Origin of the sequence: Nonomuraea rosea (genome assembly GCF_039539705.1) — a bacterium.
Classification (GTDB): Bacteria; Actinomycetota; Actinomycetes; order Streptosporangiales; family Streptosporangiaceae; genus Nonomuraea; species Nonomuraea rosea.
This window is the reverse complement of the sequence record NZ_BAABDQ010000013.1, coordinates 75243-99078: the sequence shown is the minus strand read 5'-3', so window position 1 is coordinate 99078 and position 23836 is coordinate 75243. Positions and strand designations below refer to the sequence as shown.

Annotated in this window: 19 protein-coding genes; 7 read left to right on the top strand and 12 right to left on the bottom strand. The window is 69.7% G+C overall.

Features of this window, described 5'->3' with window-relative positions; all coding sequences use genetic code 11:
- Window positions 1-6 precede the first annotated feature (6 nt).
- The gene (locus ABEA43_RS28340) at window positions 7-507 is read left to right on the top strand and encodes a rhodanese-like domain-containing protein (RefSeq protein WP_345566479.1); all 501 of its coding nucleotides are present in this window, start codon (window positions 7-9) and stop codon (window positions 505-507) included.
- Between the two features lie 641 nt (window positions 508-1148).
- Here the strand turns inward: ABEA43_RS28340 and ABEA43_RS28335 are convergent.
- The 4 genes from ABEA43_RS28335 to purD form a co-directional block, all read right to left on the bottom strand.
- Window positions 1149-2438, bottom strand: coding sequence for a GTP cyclohydrolase IIa (locus ABEA43_RS28335; protein WP_345566478.1), 1290 nt, complete (start codon window positions 2436-2438; stop codon window positions 1149-1151).
- A gap of 201 nt (window positions 2439-2639) precedes the next feature.
- Entirely contained in the window at window positions 2640-3905 is a 1266-nt protein-coding gene (gene murA, locus ABEA43_RS28330; RefSeq protein ID WP_345566477.1) for a UDP-N-acetylglucosamine 1-carboxyvinyltransferase, read from the bottom strand.
- Window positions 3906-3982: 77 nt separating this feature from the next.
- Entirely contained in the window at window positions 3983-4819 is an 837-nt protein-coding gene (locus ABEA43_RS28325) for a phosphoribosylaminoimidazolesuccinocarboxamide synthase (protein WP_345566476.1), read from the bottom strand.
- Complete coding sequence (gene purD / locus ABEA43_RS28320) at window positions 4816-6030, bottom strand: phosphoribosylamine--glycine ligase (protein ID WP_345566475.1); 1215 nt, start codon at window positions 6028-6030, stop codon at window positions 4816-4818. Before purD ends, ABEA43_RS28325 begins: the two co-directional genes overlap by 4 nt.
- Before the next feature lie 479 nt (window positions 6031-6509).
- Between purD and corA the strand changes: the two genes are divergently transcribed.
- Complete coding sequence (gene corA / locus ABEA43_RS28315; protein WP_345566474.1) at window positions 6510-7517, top strand: magnesium/cobalt transporter CorA; 1008 nt, start codon at window positions 6510-6512, stop codon at window positions 7515-7517.
- Window positions 7518-7522: 5 nt separating this feature from the next.
- On the opposite strand, the gene ABEA43_RS28310 is transcribed toward corA, so the two are convergent.
- Window positions 7523-8428, bottom strand: coding sequence for a glycerophosphodiester phosphodiesterase family protein (locus tag ABEA43_RS28310; RefSeq protein ID WP_345566472.1), 906 nt, complete (start codon window positions 8426-8428; stop codon window positions 7523-7525).
- Window positions 8429-8583: 155 nt separating this feature from the next.
- Between ABEA43_RS28310 and ABEA43_RS28305 the strand changes: the two genes are divergently transcribed.
- Window positions 8584-9276 (top strand): GNAT family N-acetyltransferase, encoded by a 693-nt coding sequence (locus ABEA43_RS28305; RefSeq protein ID WP_345566471.1) that lies wholly within the window; start codon window positions 8584-8586, stop codon window positions 9274-9276.
- A gap of 63 nt (window positions 9277-9339) precedes the next feature.
- On the opposite strand, the gene ABEA43_RS28300 is transcribed toward ABEA43_RS28305, so the two are convergent.
- The 3 genes from ABEA43_RS28300 to fbaA form a co-directional block, all read right to left on the bottom strand.
- Complete coding sequence (locus ABEA43_RS28300) at window positions 9340-10623, bottom strand: adenylosuccinate synthase (RefSeq protein ID WP_345566470.1); 1284 nt, start codon at window positions 10621-10623, stop codon at window positions 9340-9342.
- A gap of 99 nt (window positions 10624-10722) precedes the next feature.
- The gene (locus ABEA43_RS28295) at window positions 10723-11133 is read right to left on the bottom strand and encodes a DUF3151 domain-containing protein (protein WP_345566469.1); all 411 of its coding nucleotides are present in this window, start codon (window positions 11131-11133) and stop codon (window positions 10723-10725) included.
- Between the two features lie 99 nt (window positions 11134-11232).
- A complete protein-coding gene (gene fbaA, locus ABEA43_RS28290; protein ID WP_345566468.1) occupies window positions 11233-12258 on the bottom strand; it encodes a class II fructose-bisphosphate aldolase in 1026 nt (341 codons plus the stop codon).
- Window positions 12259-12385: 127 nt separating this feature from the next.
- On the opposite strand from fbaA, the gene ABEA43_RS28285 reads away from it, so the two are divergent.
- Window positions 12386-13078, top strand: coding sequence for a DedA family protein (locus tag ABEA43_RS28285; protein ID WP_345566467.1), 693 nt, complete (start codon window positions 12386-12388; stop codon window positions 13076-13078).
- A gap of 103 nt (window positions 13079-13181) precedes the next feature.
- Window positions 13182-13607, top strand: a complete 426-nt coding sequence (locus tag ABEA43_RS28280; protein ID WP_345566466.1) for a hypothetical protein — start codon at window positions 13182-13184, stop codon at window positions 13605-13607.
- Between the two features lie 41 nt (window positions 13608-13648).
- Here ABEA43_RS28280 and pyrE read toward each other — a convergent pair whose 3' ends face one another.
- Window positions 13649-14182, bottom strand: coding sequence for an orotate phosphoribosyltransferase (pyrE, locus tag ABEA43_RS28275; RefSeq protein ID WP_345566465.1), 534 nt, complete (start codon window positions 14180-14182; stop codon window positions 13649-13651).
- Window positions 14179-14889, bottom strand: coding sequence for a hypothetical protein (locus ABEA43_RS28270; protein ID WP_345566464.1), 711 nt, complete (start codon window positions 14887-14889; stop codon window positions 14179-14181). The genes pyrE and ABEA43_RS28270 overlap by 4 nt, the downstream gene beginning before the upstream one ends.
- A 122-nt stretch (window positions 14890-15011) precedes the next feature.
- On the opposite strand from ABEA43_RS28270, the gene ABEA43_RS28265 reads away from it, so the two are divergent.
- Window positions 15012-17354 (top strand): sigma-70 family RNA polymerase sigma factor, encoded by a 2343-nt coding sequence (locus tag ABEA43_RS28265; protein WP_345566462.1) that lies wholly within the window; start codon window positions 15012-15014, stop codon window positions 17352-17354.
- Window positions 17355-17540: 186 nt separating this feature from the next.
- Window positions 17541-18761: an NYN domain-containing protein gene (locus ABEA43_RS28260; RefSeq protein ID WP_345566460.1), complete on the top strand. Its 1221-nt coding sequence runs from the start codon at window positions 17541-17543 to the stop codon at window positions 18759-18761.
- Window positions 18762-18909: 148 nt separating this feature from the next.
- Here ABEA43_RS28260 and ABEA43_RS28255 read toward each other — a convergent pair whose 3' ends face one another.
- Both ABEA43_RS28255 and ABEA43_RS28250 read right to left on the bottom strand, forming a co-directional pair.
- Complete coding sequence (locus ABEA43_RS28255; RefSeq protein ID WP_345566459.1) at window positions 18910-19539, bottom strand: response regulator; 630 nt, start codon at window positions 19537-19539, stop codon at window positions 18910-18912.
- A gap of 3 nt (window positions 19540-19542) precedes the next feature.
- Window positions 19543-23718 (bottom strand): HAMP domain-containing protein, encoded by a 4176-nt coding sequence (locus tag ABEA43_RS28250; protein ID WP_345566457.1) that lies wholly within the window; start codon window positions 23716-23718, stop codon window positions 19543-19545.
- Window positions 23719-23836 lie beyond the last annotated feature (118 nt).

Here is a 23836-nt window from a genome sequence, read left to right as displayed (position 1 = left end):
ACGCCGATGCCCACAACCCCGCCACCCGCAGCCGCTGTAGCCGAACCGACAGGCGCGGTCACGGCCGTCCCCGCCGCCGGGAACGCCGCCGCGCTGGCCCACTTCGCCGCCCGGCTGTCCTTCGAGACCGACGTCTCGGACGTGGCCGCCGACCTGGCCGCCGCCGCCCCCGGCGTCGTCGTGATCGACTCGCGCAGCCGGGAGAGCTGGGACCGGGGCCACATCGAGGGCGCGCTGCACCTGCCGACCGCCGAGATCGCGGCCAGGGCCGCCGCCCTGATCCCGGAGGAGGCCACGGTCGTGACGTACTGCTGGGGACCCGGCTGCAACGGCGCGACCCGGGCGGCGCTCGAGTTCGCCAGGCTCGGCTACCGGGTCAAGGAGATGATCGGCGGCTTCGAGTACTGGGCCAGGGAGGGCTTCCCGGTGGAGACCGCCGCCGGAGTCAGCCGCCATCCGGTGGACGCCCTCACGGCGCCGGTGTCCGGCATCGCCTGCGCCTGCTGACTCCTGGCCCCACGATCACCCTGCGAACGCCTTCAGCACCCCCTGCAGCCCCGCGCAGACCCCTTCCAAAACGGAGGAACAAACATCAAGCCCGCAATAGTGGTGTGGATCAGCCCTAAACCCGCTCAATCGCTACCAGGAAAGCCCTGTCCCACCCTCCGGGCCGAGGCCCAATGATGCTGATCGGGCGCCCGGACCCTGGGGGTGGAGGGGCAATCGACGGCGCTGGCGTCTCAACGCGACCGAGCGGAAGTCCGGCGCCGGAAATTTTGGTGCCCCCGTCCGAATCCCGTCGATCGGGGGCGTGGGAGAACATACCCGTATCTACACGGGTCAACCAATAAGTTCACAAGAGTCAATGCCCTAGTTCGCAAAGTTGACAGCGCCCGTCAATGCCCACGCCCTCCACAGGTCACGCAAATCCCCCGAAGCCCCTCGGGCACCACCCAGCAGGCCCACCGGGCGCCGTTGCGGCGGCCGGCCCTGTGCGGGTCAGCGAGCGTCTCCCTGGAGGCCGCCGGCCACGTGCGGCGGGCGGCGCCGGCTCGGCTCCGCCGTACCGGACGAATGCAGGTCTTTTGTTGTGGCCCGCCGCCCTGAAAGGGGAAGAGAGGGCGGCGGGCCAGCACATGGGGCCGGTGTCAGCGTGGACCCAGCTTCTCCACGATCAGCCGGTACAGCTGCCGTGGCCGCCCGGGCTGCGGCGTGCGGTTCGGCGGAAGCGGCCACGCGAGTCCCTCGTCAACCAGCGTGCGCAGCAATCGCCGAGCCGTACGGGGCGTCACCCCGAGCATCTTTCCCGCTCCCTCCGCGTCGACCACCGTGTCGCCGCCTTCGAGTTTGGCCGCCAACCTGGCCAGCACCTCCACGCCCTTGGGCTTGAGCGCGGTGGAGCCCGTCGGCGGCATGCGCGGGGCCGGGATGAGTGCCCGCCCCTCGCGATCCACCGCGAACCCCTGCGCCTGCTTGCCCGCCTGCGTGCGGGCCAGCGCGGCACGGGCGTGCGACTCAGCGTCGTGCGTCGTCCGCCCCATCCCCACGCCGACCTCGACCGCCAGCCCCAGCTCGTCCCTGATCCTGGCCGCGAACGGCAACACCCTGAATCCGTCCGTGGCCGCCGTGATCGAGCCCCTGGTCGCGGTGACCAGATAGCTGTGATCGTCGATCGGCCAGACGGTGGCGTTGATCCGATTCGCCTCCTGGACCAGCAGCCGGTGCAGCGACAGCCGCAGCTCGTCGCGCCAGTAGCGGGGCGCGGCGCGGCGCACGGGTTCGCGCAGCGTCGGCACCTCCACCAGCACCACGGTGAGCTGTGACTCCTCCAGCCGGTGATGCGCCCCGAGCAGCGCCGCGGTGTGCAGCGCCGTACGGACCGCCGCTGAGGTCGGCCTGATCCTGATGACCGAAACGCCCGCCGCGTGCAGGCGTTCGGCCACCGCGGGCAGGCACGTCAGTGCTCCCGTGGTCGCGCCCTGCCGAGCGAGGCGTTCATGGTAGGCCGCGATCGTGCCGGTTGCTCCCGGCTCGTCGCGGCTGTGCACATCCGTGGCCGGGATGCCGAGGTCGGTGTAAGCCTCCTCGACATCGGCCCTGCTGACCACGTCGATGCTGACCCTCTGGGGGTCCATGCGGGTGTCGAGCGCGGCCTTGGCCAGCGCTGCGACTAATGCTGCTCCACCGAGTTGGACGTATGTCGCGGGCATCGTCAGCACACCTGAACGCCTGGCCAGGTCATAAGGGACCGGGCTGGCGAAAAGGCATGCGTCGACACCGGGACCGAGCCGGGTCACCTTGTCCGGCGCCTCTTGCTCGTCACGATAGGCCGCCGCCACCAGGCGACACGGCAGCGGCGCCGCCGCATGACCCATCAGCATGACTCGCTCGACCAGATCGTGTGGTCCGACCACGCCGATGGTGAGGTCCGGTGTCATAGCGCCCGGGCGTGACACTCGGGGAGTTTCTTCGGCCCTCTCGACCAATGTTCGTCCCATCCTGCCGTCCGTTGCAGTGCTCTCTTTTGGAACGATCGCTCGCGGGGGCCGTAATGTCACGCCCGACTTTTCCGGAAAGCCGTTCTGGTTGACCGCCCGACAAGATGTCCTAGCAGCTCAACGAGGTTTTTCCAGCGTTTTTTAGTGCTCAGAAATCTCTCGTGTAATGTCCGCGCCGAGCGCGCGCATTCGCGCCGCGAGATGTGCGTGACCGCGATCGATCAGGTATCCCGACTCGATCACGGTCTCTCCCTCGGCGGCCAGACCGGCGAGAACGAGTGCGATTCCGGAGCGCAGATCATGCGCGGTCACCTGGGTCCCGGTCAGCGGGGTCCGGCCGCGTACGACCGCGCGGTTGCCGTCGACCTCCACGTTCGCGCCCATCTTGTTGAGCTCTCCGGCCAGCGCGAAGCGGCCGTCGAAAATGCGCTCGTGAATGTAACTGGTGCCGTCCGCCAGCGCGGCGACCGTCATGATCGGCGACTGCAGGTCGGTGGCGAAGCCGGGGTAGGTGTCGGTGATGATGTTGATCGGCCGCAGCGTGCGCTCGCAGCGGACACTCAGCACCGCGCCCTGCGGGGCGAACTCCACACCCATCTGCTCCAGCTTGTAGCGGACGACGCCCAGGTCGAGCCCGGTGCCGACGAGGTTGAGGTCGCCGCCGGTGATCGCCGACGCCATCGCGAACACGCCCGCGTCCAGCCGGTCGGGCATCACCGTGTGTTCCACGGCGTGCAGCTCGTCCACGCCTTCGACGGTGATGAATCCCGTGCCGCCGCCGCGGATCCGCGCGCCCATCTTGGTGAGCAGGTCGATGACGTCGAGCACCTCGGGCTCCAGCGCCGCGTTCTCGATCACCGTGGTGCCCTTGGCCAGGGAGGCGGCCATGATGAGGTTCTCGGTGCCGGTGTGGGACGGGGTGTCGAGGTAGAGGGTGGCGCCGGTCAGCCCCGACGCCTTGACGTGGATGACGGTCTCGCCCTCGTCCACGACCGCGCCGAGGCGCTTGTAACCCAGGTAGTGGAAGTCGAGGTTGCGGCTGCCCAGATTGCAGCCGCCGACCCCTTCCACGATGGCCTCGCCCAGCCGGTGCAGCAGCGCGGGGGTGAACAGGACCGAGCCCCTGAACCGCCGCGCGATCTCGGCCGGCAGCACGGCGCTCGTCAGCCGCGAGGCGTCGATGACCAGCGTGCGCTCCGACTCGTGCAGCTCGACGTAGGCGCCGACCGACTCGGCCAGCTCGACTGCCCGGCGAACGTCCTCGATGATCGGCACGTTACGCAGGACGGTACGGCCTTTGGCGGCGAGCAGAGCCGCACCGATCATCGGCAACACGGCGTTTTTCGCGCCCTGGATGAACGCGGTTCCACGCAGTGCGTTGCCACCGCGCACGCGGTAACGGACCATTCGTGCGGCTCCTTGAAATCAACGGTGAGGCTCGATCGGGCCAACAGTAGTCGGTAACACCACATGACCCAGCCGAATCATCCGCTAAAGGAAGCCCCCGTGACGCGCTCATACGCTTCTAGGTATCGCTCCCGTGTGCGTTCGACGATGTCGTCGGGAAGCCGAGGTGGGGGGTTTCCTGAGTCTTTGTCCCATCCTGATTCGGGTGATAGCAGCCAATCGCGCACAAATTGCTTGTCAAACGAGAGTTGCGTACGTCCAGGTTGCCACTCGTCGGCAGGCCAGAAACGCGACGAGTCGGACGTCAGCACCTCATCACCCAGCGTCAGCACGCCGTCGGCGTCCCAGCCCAGCTCGATCTTGGTGTCGGCCACGATGATGCCTCGCTCGCGGGCGATCTCCGCTCCGCGCGTGTAGACGGCCAGCGTGATCCGCCGCAGCTCCGCGGCCGTCTCCTCGCCGACGTCCGCGACGACCTGCTCGTAGGAGATCGGCTCGTCGTGCTCGCCGATCGGCGCCTTGGTGGACGGCGTGAAGATCGGCTCGGGCAGCCGCGAGCCGTCCACCAGCCCTTCGGGCAGTCGTACGCCGGAGACGGCCCCGTCGCGCCGGTAGTCGACCAGCCCAGAGCCGGTCAGATAGCCCCGGGCCACGCACTCGACCGGCACCATCTTCAGCGGCCTGCACAGCACGCTGCGCGCGTCGTCGCCCTTCGCCACGATGTGGTTGGGCACGACGTCCTTGAGCTGGTCGAACCACCACAGCGACATTTGCGTGAGCATCGCCCCCTTGCCGGGGATGCCGGGCTCCAGCACGTGGTCGAAGGCGGAGATCCGGTCGGAGGCGACCATCAGCAGCAGGCCGTCGTCGGTCTCGTAGAGGTCGCGTACTTTGCCGGAGTGCAGGTGCTTCATGGGGCGATGTCCGTCCTGTGGAAGGAGCCGCGCAGCTCGATCAGCTCCACCAGCTCGTACGCGTTGCGCCGCGCGGTGTCCTGGTCGGGGCCGCTGCCGACCACGTTCAGCACCCGGCCGCCGTTCGAGACGACGTCGCCGCCGGCCCGCTTCGTGCCGGCGTGCAGCACGTACGCGTGCTCGTTCTGCGTCAGCCCGGTGATCACGTCACCCTTGACGGGCGCCTCGGGATAGCCCTCCGCCGCGATCACCACTGTCACGGCCGAGCCCTCCCTGAACACCGGGTCGAGCCCCAGCTCCCCGGTCGCGCTCGCCATCAGCAGCCCGCCGAGCGGCGTCTCCAGCCGGTCGAGCAGCACCTGCGTCTCCGGGTCGCCGAAGCGGGCGTTGAACTCCACCACCTTCGGCCCCTTCGAGGTCAGCGCCAGCCCCACGTAGAGCACGCCCTGGTACGGCAGCCCACGCCGCGACAGCTCCGCGATCGTCGGGTGCACGACCTCGCGCATGACCTGCTCGGTGAGCTTCTCCGGAGCCCACGGCAGCGGCGTGTAGGCGCCCATGCCGCCGGTGTTGGGCCCCGCGTCGCCGTCGTAGGCGCGCTTGAAGTCCTGCGCGAGCTGCAGCGGCACGGCGGTGCTGCCGTCGCACAGCGCGAACAGCGACACCTCGGGCCCGTCCAGGAACTCCTCGATCACCACGCGCTCGCAGGCCAGGGCGTGGGCGAGCGCCAGGTCCCGGTCCTCGGTGACGACGACGCCCTTGCCCGCGGCCAGCCCGTCGTCCTTGACCACGTAGGGGGCCCCGAACTCGTCGAGCGCCGCCGCGGCCTCCCGCTCGGTGACGCAGGCCCTGGCCCGCGCGGTGGGCACGCCGGCCGCCTTCATGATCTCCTTGGCGAAGGCCTTGGAGCCCTCGATCATGGCCGCCTGGCCGGACGGGCCGAAGCAGGCGATGCCCGCCTCCCGCACGGCGTCGGCCACGCCCGCCACCAGCGGAGCCTCGGGCCCCACCACGACGAGATCGACCCGCAGCCGTCCGGCCAGCTCGGCCACCTGCTCGGGATCGACGGGATCGACGGGATGGACGGTCGCGACCGCCTCGATGCCCGGGTTGCCAGGAGCACAGTGGAGCTCGCTGACCTGGGGATCGAGCTTGAGAGAACGGCACAGGGCGTGCTCACGCCCTCCGGAACCAATGACTAGAACGCGCACGCGCCCCATTGTCGCAGGCCCGCGGCCGCGCGCACGCTGCCGGTCACCCGGCCCACCGGTCGCCGGAAGCCGGATGCCGGAATACGGCGTGATGTTTGTGGAGTTCTACCTGAGCTGACCGGCCCGCGGCGAGTATCGTCAGATGAGTTCAGCCGCCTGTGGTAGGTTGAGGCGGCTTTGCGGCTTCCCGTGTGATTGGAGGTGGTCCGGGATGATTCCTGGTGAACCCAGCAGTACGTGCTTCCCCACGTACAGCTCGCGTACCCCCGACCACTCCAATCCGGCAGCCTGATCGTGCCTCCACGCATTTGTGTCGATTGAGGTGACTTTTCATCGCGCGTGGAGCGTGCCAGGTCGGGCGGAAAGGGACTGCCATGCGCTCGTCCACGCTTTTCCGTCGCATCAACCGTCACCCTGCAGTACCGACTCGTCTCGCGCATTCGTCCCAGAAGACGGTGCGTGAGGTCTGCGTGCCTCCTGTGGACTCCATTGTCGAGTTCGGCGCGTATGTTCACGGTAAGAAGGTCTCCGCCAGGGGCATCGTCGAGGCACTCGACCTCGTACGCGAGCACAACAAGACCTCCGACGCCGCCGGCGCGTTCCTCTGGGTCGGGCTGCACGAGCCCGAGGCGCCCGAGGTGGAGTGGCTGTCCGAGGCGTTCGGGCTGCACCCGCTGGCCGTCGAGGACGCCGTCAAGGCACACCAGCGGCCCAAGGTGGAGCGCTACGGCGAGTCGTTGTTCATGGTGCTGAAGACCATCGCCTACCTCGACCACGACGAGCTGACCGCCACCAGCGAGATCATCGCGACCGGCGAGATCATGGTGTTCCTCGGCGTGGACTTCGTGGTGACGGTGCGGCACGGCGGGCACTGCCCGCTCACGCTGGTCCGTGAGCGCCTGGAGGACAAGCCCAAGCTGATGAACCGCGGGCCCGCGGGCGTCCTGCACGCGATCTCCGACCACGTGGTCGACCAGTACCTCCAGGTGGCCGACCTCATGCAGCTGGAGCTGGAAGAGGTCGAGGCGACGGTGTTCGCCGACGTCAGCTCCCGTGACATCAACCGCATCTACCAGCTCAAGAGGGAGATGCTGGAGATGAAGCGGGCCATCACCCCGCTGCGGGCGCCGCTGTCCGCGCTGCCCCAGCGCCGCGTGATCCCGTCGGAGATGCGCGAATACTTCCGCGACGTCGGCGACCACCTCTCCCGCGTGTGCGAGCAGGTGGAGTCCTCGAACGAGCTGTGCAGCTCGATCCTGCAGGCCGCGCTCGCCCGCTCGAACGCCCTGGCCAACGAGGACATGCGCAAGATCTCCTCCTGGGTGGCGATCCTGGCGGTGCCCACGATGATCGCCGGCATCTACGGCATGAACTTCGACTTCATGCCGGAGACCAAGCAGGTCTGGGGCTATCCGGCGGTGGTGGCCGTCATGATCACCGCCTGTGTGCTGCTGCATCGCGGCTTCCGCCGCAACGGCTGGCTCTGACCGCGCTAGACCCCTACGGGCTTGAGCGGACCTACGGGGTCGGGCAGCTCAAGCCCTCGCTCCCGCCACACCTCGCGCATCCGATCGGGATAGTCCGTCACGATCCCGGCCACCCCCAGGTCCAGCATCCGCCCGGCCAGAGCGGCCTCGTTGACCGTCCACACCGCCACGTCGAGCTCGGCCGCCGCGGCCTGGGTCATCAGCGCCTCGTCCACCATGATGTGCTCGGGCGAGAGCGTGGTGGCGCCCGCGTCGCGTGCCGCGGCCGGCACGTCGTCGCCCAGGTCGTCGTGCCAGTGCAGGGTGTCCAGCTCGATCAGCGCGAACCGGCGCGCGCCCGGCGCCAGCCCGGCGGCGTGCGCGATGATCCGCCAGTCGAAGCTCAGCACGGCCGCGTTGCCGAGCCGCCCGTGCCGGTCGAGCTCCTCGACGACCAGCTCGGTGAACATCTCGGGGTCGGACGTCAGCTCGGGCCTGGTCGGGTCGGACTTCAGCTCGATGTGCAGGCGTACGTCCTCCGCCTCGTAGGCGTTGACCAGCCCCAGCACCGCGCCGAGCGTCGGCATCCTGGTCTCGGGCATGGCGACCTGCGTGAGCGCGAAGGGGTCGTCGGGATGCCGCGGCAGCCGCACGCCGACGTCCAGCATGCGGAGCTGCGCCAGGGTCAGTGAGTTGATCGGCTTTCCGACGTACGGGAAGAGCGGATCACCGGCATGGACCGGCCGCCTGTCGGCGCTGGTCACCGCCGAGACCGTGAGGTCGTGCGTGAGCACGAGGCGCCGATCGGCGGTGAGCGCGACGTCGAGCTCGAGCGCATGCACGCCGAGCTCCATCGTGCGGCTCATCCCCGGCAGGGTGTTCTCCGGCCAGAGGCCACGAGCTCCCCGGTGACCATGAATCTCAACGCGCACAATCGGGACCCTACCTGGCCGGGGCCGTGACGAGGCAGTGCCACGCCGTGTCCTTTTTATCCTGCTACGCCCGTTCGCTGGTCGAAGCCGCGTTACCTATTGTGTGCGGACCTTATTGACGCTAAATGCAACTATCTTGCAATAAGCTGGACATCATGACGGAGGCTCTCAAAACGGTCCATCCGGCAACAGTTCGGGCATGGGTCGACGGCTGGGTGATCTCCCGCCAGACTCCCGCCCCCGTACGCGAACCCTGGGGTCTGCGGGTGGACGTGGGCCTGCCCGGCCACGTGGCCAGGCACATCGTCCCCGACCCGACGCCGGTCACCATCGAGCGCCTGACCGGAGTGCTCACCATCCCAGGCACCTGGCTCAAGCTTTGCGCACCGGCGGCGGCGGTGGCCCCGTTGCTGCCGGAGCGGTGGTCCGTCAAGGACCTGGAGTTCATGATGACCACGTCCCTGGCCATCGGCGCCACCGCGCGCACGGCCCCCGCGTCCCGCGCCTACGCGCACCAGCGGCCCGAGCCGCCGGCCGGCTACACGCTCGCCGTCACCACGAGGGCCGGCGTCACGGTGGCCCGCCTCCTGACGGCCGCGGGCGAGGTCGCGGCCAGGGGCCAGTACGCGATGGCGGGCCGCACGGCGGTCGTGGACAAGGTGGAGACCGCGAGCGGCCACCGCCGCCGCGGCCTCGGCACGGTCATCATGCGAACGCTCACGACGACGGCCGCCGCCGCGGGCGCGCACACGGGCGTCCTGGTGGCGACCGCCGAGGGCCAGGCCCTGTACGAGACGCTCGGCTGGACGCTGCACACCCCGGTGACGGCAGCGGTCCTGACGCACTGACCCCGCACCCCCGGCCGTGCCGGATGAGTGCGGGGTCGTGGTCCTGCCTTCAAAAGTGAGGCGTCAGACGAGCGGCCTGACCACCACGGTCTGGTCGCGTCCCGGGCCCACCCCGATGGCCGAGATCTGGGCGCCGCTCATCTCCTCCAGCGTCCGCACGTACGCCTGCGCGTTCGGCGGCAGGTCCTCGAACGACTTGGCGCTGGTGATGTCCTCCCGCCACCCCGGGAACTCCTCGTAGACCGGCACCGCGTGGTGGAAGTCGGTCTGCGTCATGGGGATCTCGTCGTGCCGCACCCCGTCCACCTCGTAGGCCACGCACACCGGGATCCGCTCCAGCCCCGACAGCACGTCGAGCTTGGTGAGGAAGTAGTCGGTGATCCCGTTGATCCGGGTGGCGTACCGGGCGATGACCGCGTCGAACCAGCCGCAGCGGCGGTCGCGGCCGGTGGTGACGCCGTACTCGCCGCCCGTGGTCCGCAGCCAGTCGCCCATCTCGTCGGTCAGCTCCGTCGGGAAGGGGCCGGAGCCCACCCGGGTCGTGTACGCCTTGAGGATGCCGATGATCGAGGTGAGCCGGTTCGGCGGGATGCCCGCGCCCGCGCACGCGCCGCCCGAGGTGGGCGAGGAGGAGGTGACGAACGGGTAGGTGCCGTGGTCGATGTCCAGCAGCGTCCCCTGGCCGCCCTCCAGCAGCACGAACTTGCCCGCGTCCAGCGCCTTGGACAGCACCAGCGAGGTGTCCGCGATGTGCGGCTTGAGGCGCTCGGCGTAGGCGAGGTACTCCTCCAGCACCGCCTCCGGGTCGATCCCGCGCCGGTTGTAGACCTTGGTCAGCACCTGGTTCTTCTCGGTCAGCGCGACCTCGATCTTCTTCGCGAGGATGCCCGGATCGAGCAGGTCCTGGACGCGGACGCCCATCCGGGCGATCTTGTCGCCGTACGCGGGCCCGATGCCGCGTCCCGTGGTGCCGATCTTGGCTTTGCCCAGGTAACGTTCGGTCACCTTGTCCAGAGCCTTGTGGTGCGGCATGATCAAATGCGCGTTCGAGGAGATCAGCAGCCGTTCGGCGGAGATGCCCCGCGCGACGAGGCCGTCGATCTCGCTCAGCAGGACCCCCGGGTCGATGACGACGCCGTTGCCGATCACCGGCACGACGTCGGGCGACAGGATCCCTGTGGGTAGCAGGTGCAACGCATATTTCTGGTCCCCGATGACCACGGTGTGACCCGCGTTGTTGCCACCTTGGTAGCGGACGACGTAGTCGACGTCGCCACCGAGCAGGTCGGTGGCCTTGCCCTTGCCCTCATCGCCCCACTGGGCACCAACGAGAACGGCAGCCGGCATGGTTCAGTCTCCCGAGCACAAAACGAAAACCCCTGGCGCAAGCGCGACAGGGGCTCTTGCGTAGAGAGACTACCCGAACGTTCCTATTCGTCCCAAGGGCTATCCCTTGGTCAGCGCGTCGTACCCGGTCTCCGTGCTGTCTTTGAGGAACTGAGCGCACCGCTCGGCCTCGTCCTTCTCGCCGATCGCCTGGGCCGCCCTGGACAGCGCGTACAGGCAGCGCAGGAAGCCGCGGTTGGGCTCATGCTCCCAGGGGATGGGCCCGTGTCCCTTCCAGCCGCTGCGTCGTAGCTGGTCCAGGCCACGGTGGTAGCCCGTGCGAGCGAAGGCGTAGGAGGTGACGGCGTGCCCCTGAGCGAAGTATTCCTCCGCGAGCGCGGCCCAGGCCGCCGGGTGGGCGGGGAACCGGGCGGCCACGTCGGATGCCTTGACACCCGCTTCGAGCGCCTCCCGAGCCTCGGGCAGGTCCGGCAGGTGAGTCGGGGGCGGCCCGGCGAGAAGGTTATCCATAGGACAAGTCATACCCGCCGGGCCACCGAAGTGGCTACTGATGAGACATCTGCGTAGTTGGCCGTCGTCAAGGTCCCGGCCGGACGGGCCGGTTACCCGTCAGGCGGAGAGCTTCGTCCCGGCGCTCTTCAGGCTCTGGCACGCCTCGGCGACGCGGGCCGCCATCCCGGACTCCGCGGCCTTGCCGTACGCGCGCGGGTCGTAGGCCTTCTTGTTGCCCACGTCGCCGTCCACCTTGAGCACGCCGTCGTAGTTGCGGAACATGTGGTCCGCGATCGGCCTGGTGAAGGCGTACTGGGTGTCGGTGTCGACGTTCATCTTGACGACGCCGTACGAGATGGCCTCGTGGATCTCCTCCAGCAGCGAGCCGGAGCCGCCGTGGAAGACCAGGTCGAACGGCTTCTCCTTGCCGTACTTGGCGCCGACCGCGTCCTGGATCTCCTTCAGCACGCTCGGGCGCAGCTTGACGTGGCCCGGCTTGTAGACGCCGTGCACGTTGCCGAAGGTCGCGGCGAGCATGTAGCGGCCCTTGTCACCGATGCCGACGGCCTCGGCGGTGGCCAGCGCGTCCTCCGCGGTCGTGTACAGCTTCTCGTTGATCTCGCCGACGACGCCGTCCTCCTCGCCGCCGACGACGCCGATCTCCATCTCCATGATGATCCGCGCCCTGGCGCACTTGTCCAGGAGCTCCTTGGCGATCTCGAGGTTCTCGTCGAGCAGCACGGCGGAGCCGTCCCACATGTGCGACTGGAACAGCGGGTCGAGGCCCTTGGCCACCCGCTCCAGGGAGATGTCGATCAGGGGCCGCATGAAGCCGTCGAGCTTGTCCTTGGGGCAGTGGTCGGTGTGCAGCGCCACCGTCACGGGGTATTTGGCGGCCACCACCCGTGCGTACTCGGCCAGTGCCGTCGCGCCCGTGACCATGTCCTTGACCGTCGCGCCCGAGAGGAACTCGGCGCCGCCGGTGGAGACCTGGACGATGCCGTCGCTCTCCGCCTCGGCGAAACCGCGCAGGGCGGCGTTCAGCGTCTGCGAGGAGGTCACGTTGATCGCCGGGTAGGCGAATCCGCCGGCCTTGGCCCGGTCGAGCATCTCAGCGTAGACCTCTGGAGTCGCAATAGGCATGATTCATCTCCCTGAGAAGTTACGGCTTCGCGCCAGGGCCCAGTATCCCGGCTCACTACCCCGTGGGGTAGAGACGACGCGTGGTTGTTGACATGTCCCGCAGCTCCGCTACGGGTAGGCTCTCGGCGTGGACTGGCTTTGGAATCTCCTCGACCCGACGTGGTGGCTCACGATTCTCGGCGCTTTCGCCACGGTCGGTGTTCTCGCCATCATCTTCGCCGAAACGGGTCTGCTGCTCGGGTTCTTCTTGCCCGGTGACTCGCTGCTGGTGGCCGCGGGGATTTTCAGCTCGGTGTCGGTGGCGCAGGGAATGAACATCGAGCCGCTCTCGCTCCCGGTGCTCTTGATCGGCACACCCCTGTGCGCGATCGCGGGCGCCCAGCTCGGCCATTTCCTCGGGGCGCGATTCGGGCGCAAACTCTTCGAGAAACCGGATTCGCGGTTGTTCAAGCGCGAGCACGTGGTGCGGGCGGAGGAGTTCTTCGAGAAGTTCGGTCCCGCCAAGGCGGTGATTCTGGCCAGGTTCGTGCCCATCGTGCGGACGTTCATGAATCCCGTCGCGGGCGTGCTGGAGATGCCGGCCAAGCGTTTCTTCCTCTGGAACGTCATCGGCGGCGTCGTGTGGGTCGAGGGCCTGCTGCTGCTCGGACACTTCCTCGGCAGCAAGGTCGAGCCCAAGCAGATCGACAGGTACATCCTGCCGGGCGTCTTCCTCATCGTGCTGATCTCGCTGATCCCGATCTTCGCCGAGTTCGTCAAGGGCCGCAGGGCCGCCAAGGCCGTCGCCGTGCCCAGCGGCAAGCACCACCGAGTGCCGTAACCTGCGCGTCCGCCGGCCGCTCGGATCGGCGGCCGTCACGGAGGGGAACACGCGATCACCAAAGGGTACGCTGCCCCCTGTGGGACGCCACAGGTCAGATCCGATGGGCCTCGCCCGCCTGGCGCTCGCCGTGGTGGCTGTCGGGGCCGTGGTGACGCTTCTGGTCATCGGCGGGCGCGCGCTGCTCGGCTCGTTCGGCGCGCAGCCGCCCGAGCGGGAGCGCGCCTCCGCCGCCGCTGACGCCGCCGCCACTGCGACGGTCACCGCCACTGGTGCCACCGCGCAGGTGCCGACCGTGCGCATCGAGTGCGTGGCCGAAACCTGCCCGCTGGTCACCGTACGCGTGCCGGGCGGCGACGTGCTGCAGTATCGCGAGATGAGCAGGGGCGAAGAGGTCAGCTACTTCGAGCCCGAGCTCGACGTCGTGCTCAGCGACGCGGGCACGGTCCGCGTCACCGAGAACGGCAAACCGCGCGAGCAGGGCAAGTCCGGCGCCCGCGAGGCCTTCACCGCCAAGGGCGCCGGCTGACCCGCGACCGGGCTACAGCCGGAGGCTGACCCGCGACCGGGCTACAGGCCGAGGTCGGTGAGGGTGAAGGCCGTGCGGTAGTCGAGGCCCTCGGCGGTGATCCGGTCCCTGGCGCCCCTGTCGACGATCGTGGCCACGGCCACCACCTCGGCCCCCGCCTCCTTCAACGCCTCCACGGCCGTCAGCGGCGAGGAGCCGGTCGTGGAGGTGTCCTCGACCGCGAGCACCCGCCGGCCCTTCACCTCCGGCCCCTCGATCCTGCGCTGCATGCCATGCGCCTTCTGCGCCTTGCGCACCACGAACGCGTCGAGCGTGCGCCCGCGCGCCGCCGCCGCGTGCAGCATCGCCACCGCCACGGGGTCGGCCCCGAGCGTGAGCCCGCCCACCGCGTCGTAGTCGAGGTCGGCCGTCAGGTCGAGCATCACCCGGCCGATGATGGGGGCGGCCACGCCGTCGAGCGTGATCCGGCGCAGGTCGAGATAGAAGTCGGCCTCCAGACCGGAGGAAAGGGTGACCTTGCCGTGGACGACGGCCTTGGTCTTGATCTCGGCCAGCAGATTGTCGCGATCCGTCATGCGTCCAAGCTTAGGGTCCTGATCAGGGCGAGAGCCTGCCCGTACGCCCTCGGCAGCGGACGCACCCGCACCCGGGGACGCCGGCCGTACAGGATGTCCGAGGACCGCAGCCGCGCCACCTTGCCGGGCAGCCCGTCGTCGGCCCTGGCCAGCACCCCCACCCGGGCGGGAGCGAGCAGCGCGAGCGTCTCGTCGCCAGGGAAGGCCCTGCGCAGCGCGGTGGCCAGGTTCAGTGCCGTGGCCAGCCGCTCCGCCAGCTCCTCCGCCCGCGCGGACGGCTCGGCCACCACCAGGCACGCGCCCGCCGCCGACCCCCGGTAGAGCTGCGCCAGACGGGTACGCAGATACGCCACCGTGACCAGCCCCGTCAGCGGATCCTCGCACTGGAGCTCCGCCATCGGCGCGAAGCTCTGCTCCGCCCACCCCGAGGCGAACGACCGGACCGCCTCGAACGTCGGCTCGCCCAGCCCCGACACGGCGAACAGCGCCGCCAGATCGTCCAGGCCCTCCGCGACGCCGACCCCGGCGCGCGCCCGCGCCAGCCCGAGCGCCCAGCACGCGCGCGGCAGGTCGCGGCCCTCGCGCACGGCCTTGATCGCGGGCTCCACCTCGGGCGTCCACCAGTCGTCGGCCAGCGACCATCCCGCCTCCATGCTCGCGCAGCGCCAACGTGTCACCATGTCGTCCCCGTCCTCCTTCTCCCCCATGACCCCTCCATCGCGGCCCGTTCGATCCAGGCCCCCAGAGGTAAAGACGCGGCTGCGGTTTAGTCATGACGGCGAATGCGGAATGATTGCGCGAGGCAACCCCGCGTAATCATGAGGTCACTATGGGTGTCGAATCGCCGCAAAGCGATGCAGATCTTCTTCAAGCGGCAAGAGAAGGCAACGCCGCGGCGTACGGGCAGCTCTACGAGCGCCACGTCGCGGCTGCGCGTGCGCTGGCCAGGCAGCTCGTCCGCGGCGCCGAGGCGGAGGACGTGGTCGCCGAGTCGTTCACGAAGATCCTCGACCTGGTGGGCAGGGGCGGCGGTCCCGACTCCGGGTTCCGCACCTACCTGCTGACCGTGGTGCGGCGCACCGTCTACGACCGCTCCAGGGTCGAGAGCCGGCAGGTGACCACGGGGGAGATCGAGCAGTACGACCCGGGCGTGCCCTTCGTCGATCCCGCGCTCGTCGGGCTGGAGAAGTCGCTGATCGCCAGGGCGTTCCTGTCGCTGCCCGAGCGGTGGCGGGCGGTGCTGTGGCACACCGAGGTGGAGCGGAGCAAGCCGGCCGACGTGGCGCCCCTGCTGGGCCTGTCGGCCAACGGCGTGGCCGCGCTCGCCTACCGGGCCAGGGAGGGGCTGCGGCAGGCGTACCTGCAGATGCATCTGGGCGTGCCGCCGCAGCACGACTGCCGTCCCGTGCTCGGCAAGATGGGCGCCTACGTGCGGGGCGGGCTGGCCAGGCGCGACTCCAAGGTCGTGGACGAGCACGTGAGCGGCTGCGAGGAGTGCCATGGGGTGCTGCTTGAGCTGACCGACGTCAACCGCGGCCTGCGCGTCATGGTCGGGCCGCTGATCGCCGGGCCGCTGTTCGGCGGCTACGCGGCGGCGCTGGCCAAGTCGGCCGCGGCCGGCGGCGGTGCGGGCGGCCTGCTGCGGTTTTTCTGGTGGCTGCGGCGGGCGCCGAAGTCCCAGCAGGGCGCGATGGCGGGTGGGGTGGCCGTCGCGGTGGCCGCGGTGGTGGCGCTCGTGCTGGTCTCCACGGACGAGCCGATCAGGAAGCCGCCGCCGCCACAGCCGGTCGCCCAGCCGACCGCGTCGGTGCGCCCCGTGCCCGTGCCGCTGCCGCTCCCGACCGAGCCGCCCGCCCGGGTTCCGCCACCGGTCAAGGAGCGGAAACCGGGCAAGGCCCGGCTGCGCGCGACGATCGACGCGCTCGGTGCCCTCGTACGCGCCCAGCCCGGCATCGTCGGCCTGCGTCTGCGCAACTACGGCGACGGGCCGAGCGAGGAGCTGGCCGCGTTCGTGGATCTTCCGGCCGGGGTGACGCTCATCCCGCCCATGCGGCGCGGTCACAGTGCCGCCGTGCTCGACCCCGTGGGCACCGTGGACGGCTGGGCGTGCCGGCCGTCGGGTCACGGCGCCCGCTGCGCCAGGCAGCCGCTGGAGGCCGGCCAGGGGACCGCGGTGTTCCTGCGCGTACGGGTGGCGGAGGAGGCGCCGGAGGGCGCCGGGCCCGCCGTACGCGTGGACGCCGGCTCGCTGCACCTCAAGGCGCGGGCCGAGCAGGGCGTGCGGACCGTGGGAGCGTCCGCCAGGTTCGCCACCGATGGGAAGGTGACCGTCAGGGCGATCGGCAACGCGCTGCTGAGCTGCCCTGAAGAGCGTGCGGGCTGCCTGGAGGCCAGGCGCCGCCAGGGCGACCAGCGTGACAACGACCTGTGGCCGATGGCCGCGCTCGACCAGGACGACAGCGCGGCCACCAAGGTCTCCAGCAGCGCCGAGCTGTCGCTCCCGAAGGGCAGCCAGGTCGTGTGGGCCGGCCTCTACTGGTCGGCGAGCGGCGAGCACCCGGGGCCCATCAAGATCCGGCCACCGGGGCGGCGCAAATATCTGACCGTCCGCCCCAGTGAGGTGACGATGCGCGAGCTCCCCCTGGGCTCGGCCTACCAGGCGTTCGCCGACGTCAGCGGGCTGGTCGGCAACGCGCGCAGGGACGGCACCTGGTGGGCGGCCGACGCTCCGGTGGAGGAGGGGGTCGCGCGCCATGCCGGATGGAGCCTGGTGCTGATCGTCACCGACCCGTCGGAGCCGTACAGCCAGGCCGTGGTGCTCGACACGGCCACCGTGATCGGCGGCGAGACGCGGCGCGTGCGCATCCCGCTGGGCGGGCTGAGCCCGGCCGCGGCGCCCGCCAGGGTCGAGCTGGTGACGTGGGAGGGGGATGGTGACCTGAAGGGCGACAAGGTCTCACTCGGGTCCGGCGCGCTGCGCCCCGCGGGCGGCGACCGCGACGTCGCGAACGTCTTCGACGGCTCATCCAGCGGCGTGGCGGAGATGACGTTCGGTGCCGACATCGATACGGTCAGCGCTGAGCTCGGGGTGGATCCCGGGCTGACGATCGCCACGGACAAGGACGTGGTCCTGTTCGGAGTCGCCGCGCTGAGCGTGCGTGCGCGATCGTGACCGTAAATGGGACAAACTGGTACGGTCTGCCTAAATGGCCTGGGGCGACGGTGGGCGCGGGGCGAATCGTCGGGATTAACCCTCGCACGATCACCTGCTTCATTACCCTGAGAGAGGGCCGCCAAGTCCGGTCTCTGACGGTGCAGAGCCAGCAAGGGTCGGACCACCAGGAAAGGGGCGGTGTCAGTGGATCGCTGTGCGCTGTTCGTGGACGCTGGCTATCTGCTGGCTGATGGAGCGATGGCCGTGCACGGCACTCGTCATCGCGAAGCGGTTGCCTGGGACTACCCCGGGCTGCTCCAGTTGATGACCGGCCTGTCGCGCGAGCGCACCGGGCTGCCGCTGCTGCGGTGCTACTGGTACGAGGCGACGGTCGAAGGCCGCCGCACGCCGGAGCACGACGCATTGGCCGACATACCGGGGCTCAAGCTCAGATTGTCACGCATCCGGCCCGGCCGGCGCGAAGGCGTGGACGCCCAGGTGCATCGCGACCTGATGACCCTCGCCCGCAACAACGCCATCTGCGACGCGGTGGTGGTCAGCGGTGACGAGGACCTGGCGCAGGTCGTGTGCGACGCGCAGGACCTCGGCATCAGGGTGAGCGTGATCCACATCGCGGCGGACGGCGGCTGGGCCGTGTCGCGGTCGCTTCGTCAGGAGTGCGACGACCTGGTCGAGCTGGGAGCCGTCCACCTGCGGCCGTACGTCAGCGTGGTGACCGGCGTCTCCGAGTCGTCCAACGGGCATCAGCCGCTCAGCAACGGGCACGCCGCGCACGCGCTGGCGCCTGCCCAGCCCTCGTTGCCGCCGATGCCCACGTCCCTGCCGTCGCTGCCGCAGGCGCCGCAGCCGGGCGGCAGTCACGCGGCCGGCTCGCCGTCCGCCAACGGGCCCTCGTCCTCCTCGGGGCGCGGCCAGTCCGCGCCGCCGCCCTCGCTGCCGTCCTACACCAGCTACCAGCAGGAGCCGCCGCCCTCTCCGCCGCCGGCCCCGCCGTCCTCCGCTCCGGTGACCGGGCCCATGCAGGCGCAGTCCCAGTCGCCGAGCACCGGGCAGTTCGCCACGCCGTCCAGCGGGACGTACCAGCCCTCGCAGCTCGGTCCGTACAGCGGGCCTCAGGCCGCGCCCGTCAACCCGCCGTCGGCCGCCACGGCGGGCGCCACGACCCTGGCAGACGCCGTCAAGGCCGCCCACAGGGAGGGCCACGACTTCGGCGATTCCGTCGCCCGCGACGCTCCGGCGCTGTGGCTGGAGGCGGTGCTCGCGCGCAAGCCGCGCATGCCCTCCGACCTGGAGGCCCGCCTGCTGCAGGGATCCTCGCTGCCGATCGACTTCCTGCTGCACGACGAGGTCAGGCACGCGCTGCGGCGCGGCTTCTGGGACGCCCTGGAACGCGCCCGCCACTGACAGCCCCGCGCGCCGCGCCCCGACGCCGCCACGGACGCCATGGACCCGCCTCACACGCGGTTCAGGACGCCGCGCAGAACGCTGACGCCCCGGGGACAGAAAACCCCCGGACGCTTGAGGCGCGTCCGGGGGTCCGGTGAACCGGATCTCAGGAGATCGCGTCGAAACCGGCGCGCAGATGAGTCAGCCGCTCGGCCAGATCGGACAGCGGCACGGCCAGCGTGGGATCCTGCGCCTTGCGCGCCAGCTCCCGCACCCTGCCCAGCTCGTCCTCCACCGCGGTCAGCCGCCGCGACAGCTCGGGCAGCACCGAGGCCTGGTCGCCCGCCCCCGGCGGCAGCTCGCCGCTCACCCGGTCGCGCAGCAGCGCCGACTGTTCGGCCAGGCGTTTGTTCATGTTGTAGAGGTCGGTGAACACCGACACCTTAGCCCGCAGCACCCACGGGTCGAACGGTTTGGTCAGGTAGTCGACCGCGCCCGCCGCGTAGCCACGGAAGGCGTAGTCGGGAGCGCTGTCCACCACGGTCAGGAAGATGATCGGGATGTTCCTGGTCCGCTCCCGCCGCTTGATGTGCGCGGCCGTCTCGAACCCATCCATACCCGGCATCCGCACATCCAGCAGGATGAGTGCGAACTCCGTGTTGAGCAGCGCTTTGAGCGCCTCCTCGCCGGACCGGGCGCGAATGGGCACCAGGTCGAGCGAGCTCAGGATGGCTTCGAGAGCGATCAGGTTCTCCTCGCGGTCATCGACCAGGAGGATCTTGGCACGATCCGGCATCGATCACGACCCTTCGACAGATGAGTCGGACGCGGATCCCCGCCCGCGGCTGAGCCAGCCACGCAGGCGTTCGAGCAGGCGGTCCACGTCGACCGGCTTGGGTACGTAGTCGGAGGCGCCCGAGGCGATGCTCTTCTCTCGGTCGCCTCGCATGACCTTGGCGGTCAGTGCGATGATCGGCAGGTCCGCGAACTGGGGCATGCGCCGGATGGCCGAGGTCGTCGCCCAGCCGTCCATCTCCGGCATCATGATGTCCATCAGCACGAGCGCGACGTCCTCGTTCCGTTCGAGCTGCTCGATCCCTTCGCGTCCGTTTTCAGCGTAGACGACCGTGGACCCGTGCCGCTCCAGGACGCTGGTGAGTGCGAACACGTTACGGATGTCGTCGTCCACGATGAGGATCTTCGCGCCGTTGAGCGGGTCGTCGCCCTGCCACTGCGTGGGCACCTCGGCCGGCGGCTCGACCAGCTCGGGCATCGACAGGTCCAGCGGCAGCGGCTCGGGGGCCGTGCTCGTGGGCTCCTCGATCGGCGAGGCCATGAGCTGCCTGCGGGTGGCCACGCCGCCGTCCGTGGCGGCCAGCGGGCCGGTGTAGGAGGCCGGCAGGTAGAGGGTGAACGTGCTGCCCTTGCCCAGCTCGCTGTCCACGTGGATCTCGCCGCCGAGCAGGCGGGCGATGTCGCGGCAGATCGCCAGGCCCAGGCCGGTGCCGCCGTATTTGCGGCTGGTGGTCCCGTCGGCCTGCCTGAACGCCTCGAAGATGACGTCACGCTTGTCGGGCGCGATGCCGATGCCGGTGTCGATCACCGAGAAGGCCAGCAGGTCGTCGGCCTCGTGCAGGGTGTCGTCGTCGAAGTCGACCCCGGCGGGCGCCGTCGAGACGCGCAGCTTGACCTCGCCCCTCGGGGTGAACTTCACCGCGTTGGACAGCAGGTTGCGCAGCACCTGCTGCAGCCGCTGCTCGTCGGCGCGCAGCTCCATCGGCACGTCGGACTCGATGTCCACGCTGAGCGACAGGCCCTTGTCCTGCGCCAGCGGCGCGAACGCCGCCTCCAGCAGATCGACCATCTTGGGCAGCGATACCTGGATGGGATGGATGTCCATCCGGCCCGCCTCGACCTTCGACAGGTCGAGCATGTCGTTGATGAGCTGGAGCAGCGCCGAGCCCGCGCTGTGGATCGTCCGGGCGAACTCGACCTGCTGCGAGGTGAGGTTGCCCTCGGCGTTCTCGGTCAGCAGCTTGGCCAGCACGAGCAGGCTGTTGAGCGGCGTGCGGAGCTCGTGGGACATGTTCGCCAGGAACTCGGACTTGTAGCGCGAGGACACCGCGAGCTGCTCCGCGCGCTCCTCCAGGGTGCGGCGGGCCTGCTCGATCTGGAAGTTCTGGATCTCGATCGCGCGGTTCTGCTTGGCCAGCAGCGCCGCCTTGTCCTCCAGCTCGGCGTTGGACCTGCGCAGCTCCTCCTGCTGGCGCTGCAGCTCGTCGGAGCGTTCCTGCAACTCGCGGGTCAGCCGCTGCGACTCCGTCAGCAGGTCTTCGGTGCGGGAGTTGGCGATGATCGTGTTCATCGTGACGCCGATGGTCTCGACGAGCTGCGTCAGGAAGTCGAGGTGCACCTCTCCGAACGGCGTGAACGAGGCCAGCTCCAGCACGCCGAGCACCCGGTGCTCGAACAGGATCGGCAGCACCACGATCTGCGCCGGCGTGGACTGGCTGAGCCCGCTGTCGATGGTGATGAACTGCGGCGGCACGTCGTCGAGGACGATGTGGCTGCCCTCGGCCGCCGCCTGCCCGACGATGCCCTCGCCGATCCCGAACCGCTGCCGCGGGCCCCGGTCGGGGCGTACGCCGTAGCCGCCGATCAGCATCAGCTCGTGGTCGCCCTCGGGGTCGATGCCGTAGAAGGCGCCGTAGCGGGCCGAGACCAGCGGCGTCAGCTCGCTCATCGTCAGCTTGGCCACCTCCAGCAGGTCGCGGTGGCCCTGCATGAGCCTGGAGATGCGGGCCAGGTTCGACTTGAGCCAGTCTTGCTCCTGGTTGGCCTGGGTGGTCTCGCGGAGGTTGGCCACCATCGAGTTGATGTTGTCCTTCAGCTCCGCCAGCTCGCCCTGCGCCTCGACGGCGATCGAGCGGGTCAGGTCGCCGCGCGCCACGGCGCTGGTGACGGTCGCGATGGCGCGGATCTGGGTGGTGAGGCTGCCCGCCAGCTCGTTGACGCTCTCGGTGAGCCGCTTCCACGTGCCCTCGACGCCCTCGACTCGCGCCTGGCCGCCGAGCTGGCCGTCGGAGCCCACCTCGCGGGCGACTCGGGTCACCTCGGAGGCGAACGAGGAGAGCTGGTCGACCATCCGGTTGACGGTGGTCTTGAGCGCCAGGATCTCGCCCTGGGCGTCCACGTCGATCTTGCGGGTCAGGTCGCCGTTGGCGACCGCGGTGGTCACCTCGGCGATGTTGCGGACCTGGTACGTCAGGTTGTTGGCCATCGAGTTGACGTTGTCGGTGAGGTCCTTCCAGACGCCCGACACGCCCTTCACCCTGGCCTGGCCGCCGAGCTGGCCCTGCGTGCCCACCTCGCGGGCGACTCGGGTGACCTCGTCGGCGAAGGAGGACAGCTGGTCCACCATCGTGTTGAGGGTGTCCTTCAGCTGCAGGATCTCGCCCTGCGCGTCGACGGTGATCTTCTTCGACAGGTTGCCCTGGGCCACGGCGGAGGAGACCGCGGCGATCTGGCGTACCTGAGACGTCAGGTTGTTGGCCATGCTGTTGACGTTGTCGGTGAGGTCCTTCCAGACGCCCGACACGCCGCGCACCTGGGCCTGGCCGCCGAGCTGGCCCTCCGTGCCCACCTCGCGGGCGACCCGGGTCACCTCGGAGGCGAACGACGAGAGCTGCTCCACCATCGTGTTCATGGTGGACTTGAGCTCCAGGATCTCGCCCTGGGCGTCCACGTCGATCTTGCGGGTCAGGTCGCCGTTGGCCACGGCCGTCGTCACCTGGGCGATGTTGCGGACCTGGTACGTCAGGTTGTTGGCCATGCTGTTGACGTTGTCGGTGAGGTCCTTCCAGACGCCCGACACGCCCTTCACCTCGGCCCGGCCGCCCAGCTTGCCCTCGGTGCCCACCTCGCGGGCGACTCGGGTGACCTCGTCGGCGAAGGAGGACAGCTGGTCCACCATCGTGTTGAGGGTGTCCTTCAGCTGCAGGATCTCGCCCTGCGCGTCAACGGTGATCTTCTTCGACAGGTTGCCCTGGGCCACCGCCGTCGCCACCGTCGCGATGCTGCGCACCTGCGAGGTGAGGTTGTTGGCCATGAAGTTGACGTTGTCGGTGAGGTCCTTCCAGACGCCCGACACGCCGGTCACCTGCGCCTGGCCGCCGAGCTGGCCCTCGGTGCCCACCTCACGGGCGACTCGCGTCACCTCTTCCGCGAAGCCGGAGAGCTGGTCGACCATCGTGTTGACGGTGTTCTTCAGCTCGAACATCTCGCCCACCGCGTCGACCGTCACCTTGCGGCTCAGGTCGCCCTTGGCCACCGCGGTCGTCACCACGGCGATGTCGCGCACCTGCGCGGCCACGCGGGACGACATCGTGTTGACCGCCTCGGTGAGGTCGCGCCAGCTCCCGGACATGCCGCGCAGGTTGGCGCTGCCGCCCAGCCGCCCCTCGGTGCCCGCCTCGCGCGCCACCCTCGTGACCTCGGAGTTGAACAGCGCGAGCTGGTCGACCATGCCGTTGATGGCCTTGCCCAGGCGCCGCACCTCGCCACGGGCCGACCGGTCGAGGTCGATCCGGCGCGACAGGTCGCCCTTGGCGACCGCGTCGATCACGTCGGCCGCGCCGCTCACCGGGCTCACCAGGGCGTCGATCAGCATGTTGACCGACTCGACGCTCTCCGCCCAGGCGCCGACCCCAGGCCCGGGCGTCAGCCGCTCGCTGAACCGGCCTTCCTTGACGACTTCTTTACGAACGCGCACCAGCTCGTTCGCCAGATGCTCGCGTCGGTCGGCCACTTCGTTGAGCAGCAGCCGCACCTCGCTGAGTATGCCCGCGGGCGCATGAGGAACCCGACGCCGGAAGTCGCCGTCACGCCAAGAGAAGAGAGTCTCCAGGATGGGCACGAGATCCGACTCGGTGTACGTCCTCTCCTCCGGGCTTGGCGCGGCCTTGGCCGTGGTCATGGGGCCTCCTTCACTCGCGGCTGGCTCCGGCGAGTGATTCAAGTCTGTCACGATGAGTAGCTCGTAGTCCTGCCCTTGGATTTACCCCAAGTCAGCGGGAAGTGTGGTAGGCACGGTG

Excerpts from the sequence above, each read along its gene's own strand:
- ABEA43_RS28340 (WP_345566479.1), top strand. The coding sequence starts at position 7 with ATGCCCACAACCCCGCCACCCGCAGCCGCTGTAGCCGAACCGACAGGC.
- ABEA43_RS28335 (WP_345566478.1), bottom strand. The coding sequence starts at position 2,438 with ATGACACCGGACCTCACCATCGGCGTGGTCGGACCACACGATCTGGTC.
- murA (WP_345566477.1), bottom strand. The coding sequence starts at position 3,905 with ATGGTCCGTTACCGCGTGCGCGGTGGCAACGCACTGCGTGGAACCGCG.
- ABEA43_RS28325 (WP_345566476.1), bottom strand. The coding sequence starts at position 4,819 with ATGAAGCACCTGCACTCCGGCAAAGTACGCGACCTCTACGAGACCGAC.
- ABEA43_RS28305 (WP_345566471.1), top strand. The coding sequence starts at position 8,584 with ATGACGGAGGCTCTCAAAACGGTCCATCCGGCAACAGTTCGGGCATGG.
- ABEA43_RS28300 (WP_345566470.1), bottom strand. The coding sequence starts at position 10,623 with ATGCCGGCTGCCGTTCTCGTTGGTGCCCAGTGGGGCGATGAGGGCAAG.
- ABEA43_RS28295 (WP_345566469.1), bottom strand. The coding sequence starts at position 11,133 with ATGGATAACCTTCTCGCCGGGCCGCCCCCGACTCACCTGCCGGACCTG.
- fbaA (WP_345566468.1), bottom strand. The coding sequence starts at position 12,258 with ATGCCTATTGCGACTCCAGAGGTCTACGCTGAGATGCTCGACCGGGCC.
- ABEA43_RS28280 (WP_345566466.1), top strand. The coding sequence starts at position 13,182 with ATGGGCCTCGCCCGCCTGGCGCTCGCCGTGGTGGCTGTCGGGGCCGTG.
- pyrE (WP_345566465.1), bottom strand. The coding sequence starts at position 14,182 with ATGACGGATCGCGACAATCTGCTGGCCGAGATCAAGACCAAGGCCGTC.
- ABEA43_RS28270 (WP_345566464.1), bottom strand. The coding sequence starts at position 14,889 with ATGGGGGAGAAGGAGGACGGGGACGACATGGTGACACGTTGGCGCTGC.
- ABEA43_RS28265 (WP_345566462.1), top strand. The coding sequence starts at position 15,012 with ATGGGTGTCGAATCGCCGCAAAGCGATGCAGATCTTCTTCAAGCGGCA.
- ABEA43_RS28255 (WP_345566459.1), bottom strand. The coding sequence starts at position 19,539 with ATGCCGGATCGTGCCAAGATCCTCCTGGTCGATGACCGCGAGGAGAAC.
- ABEA43_RS28250 (WP_345566457.1), bottom strand. The coding sequence starts at position 23,718 with ATGACCACGGCCAAGGCCGCGCCAAGCCCGGAGGAGAGGACGTACACC.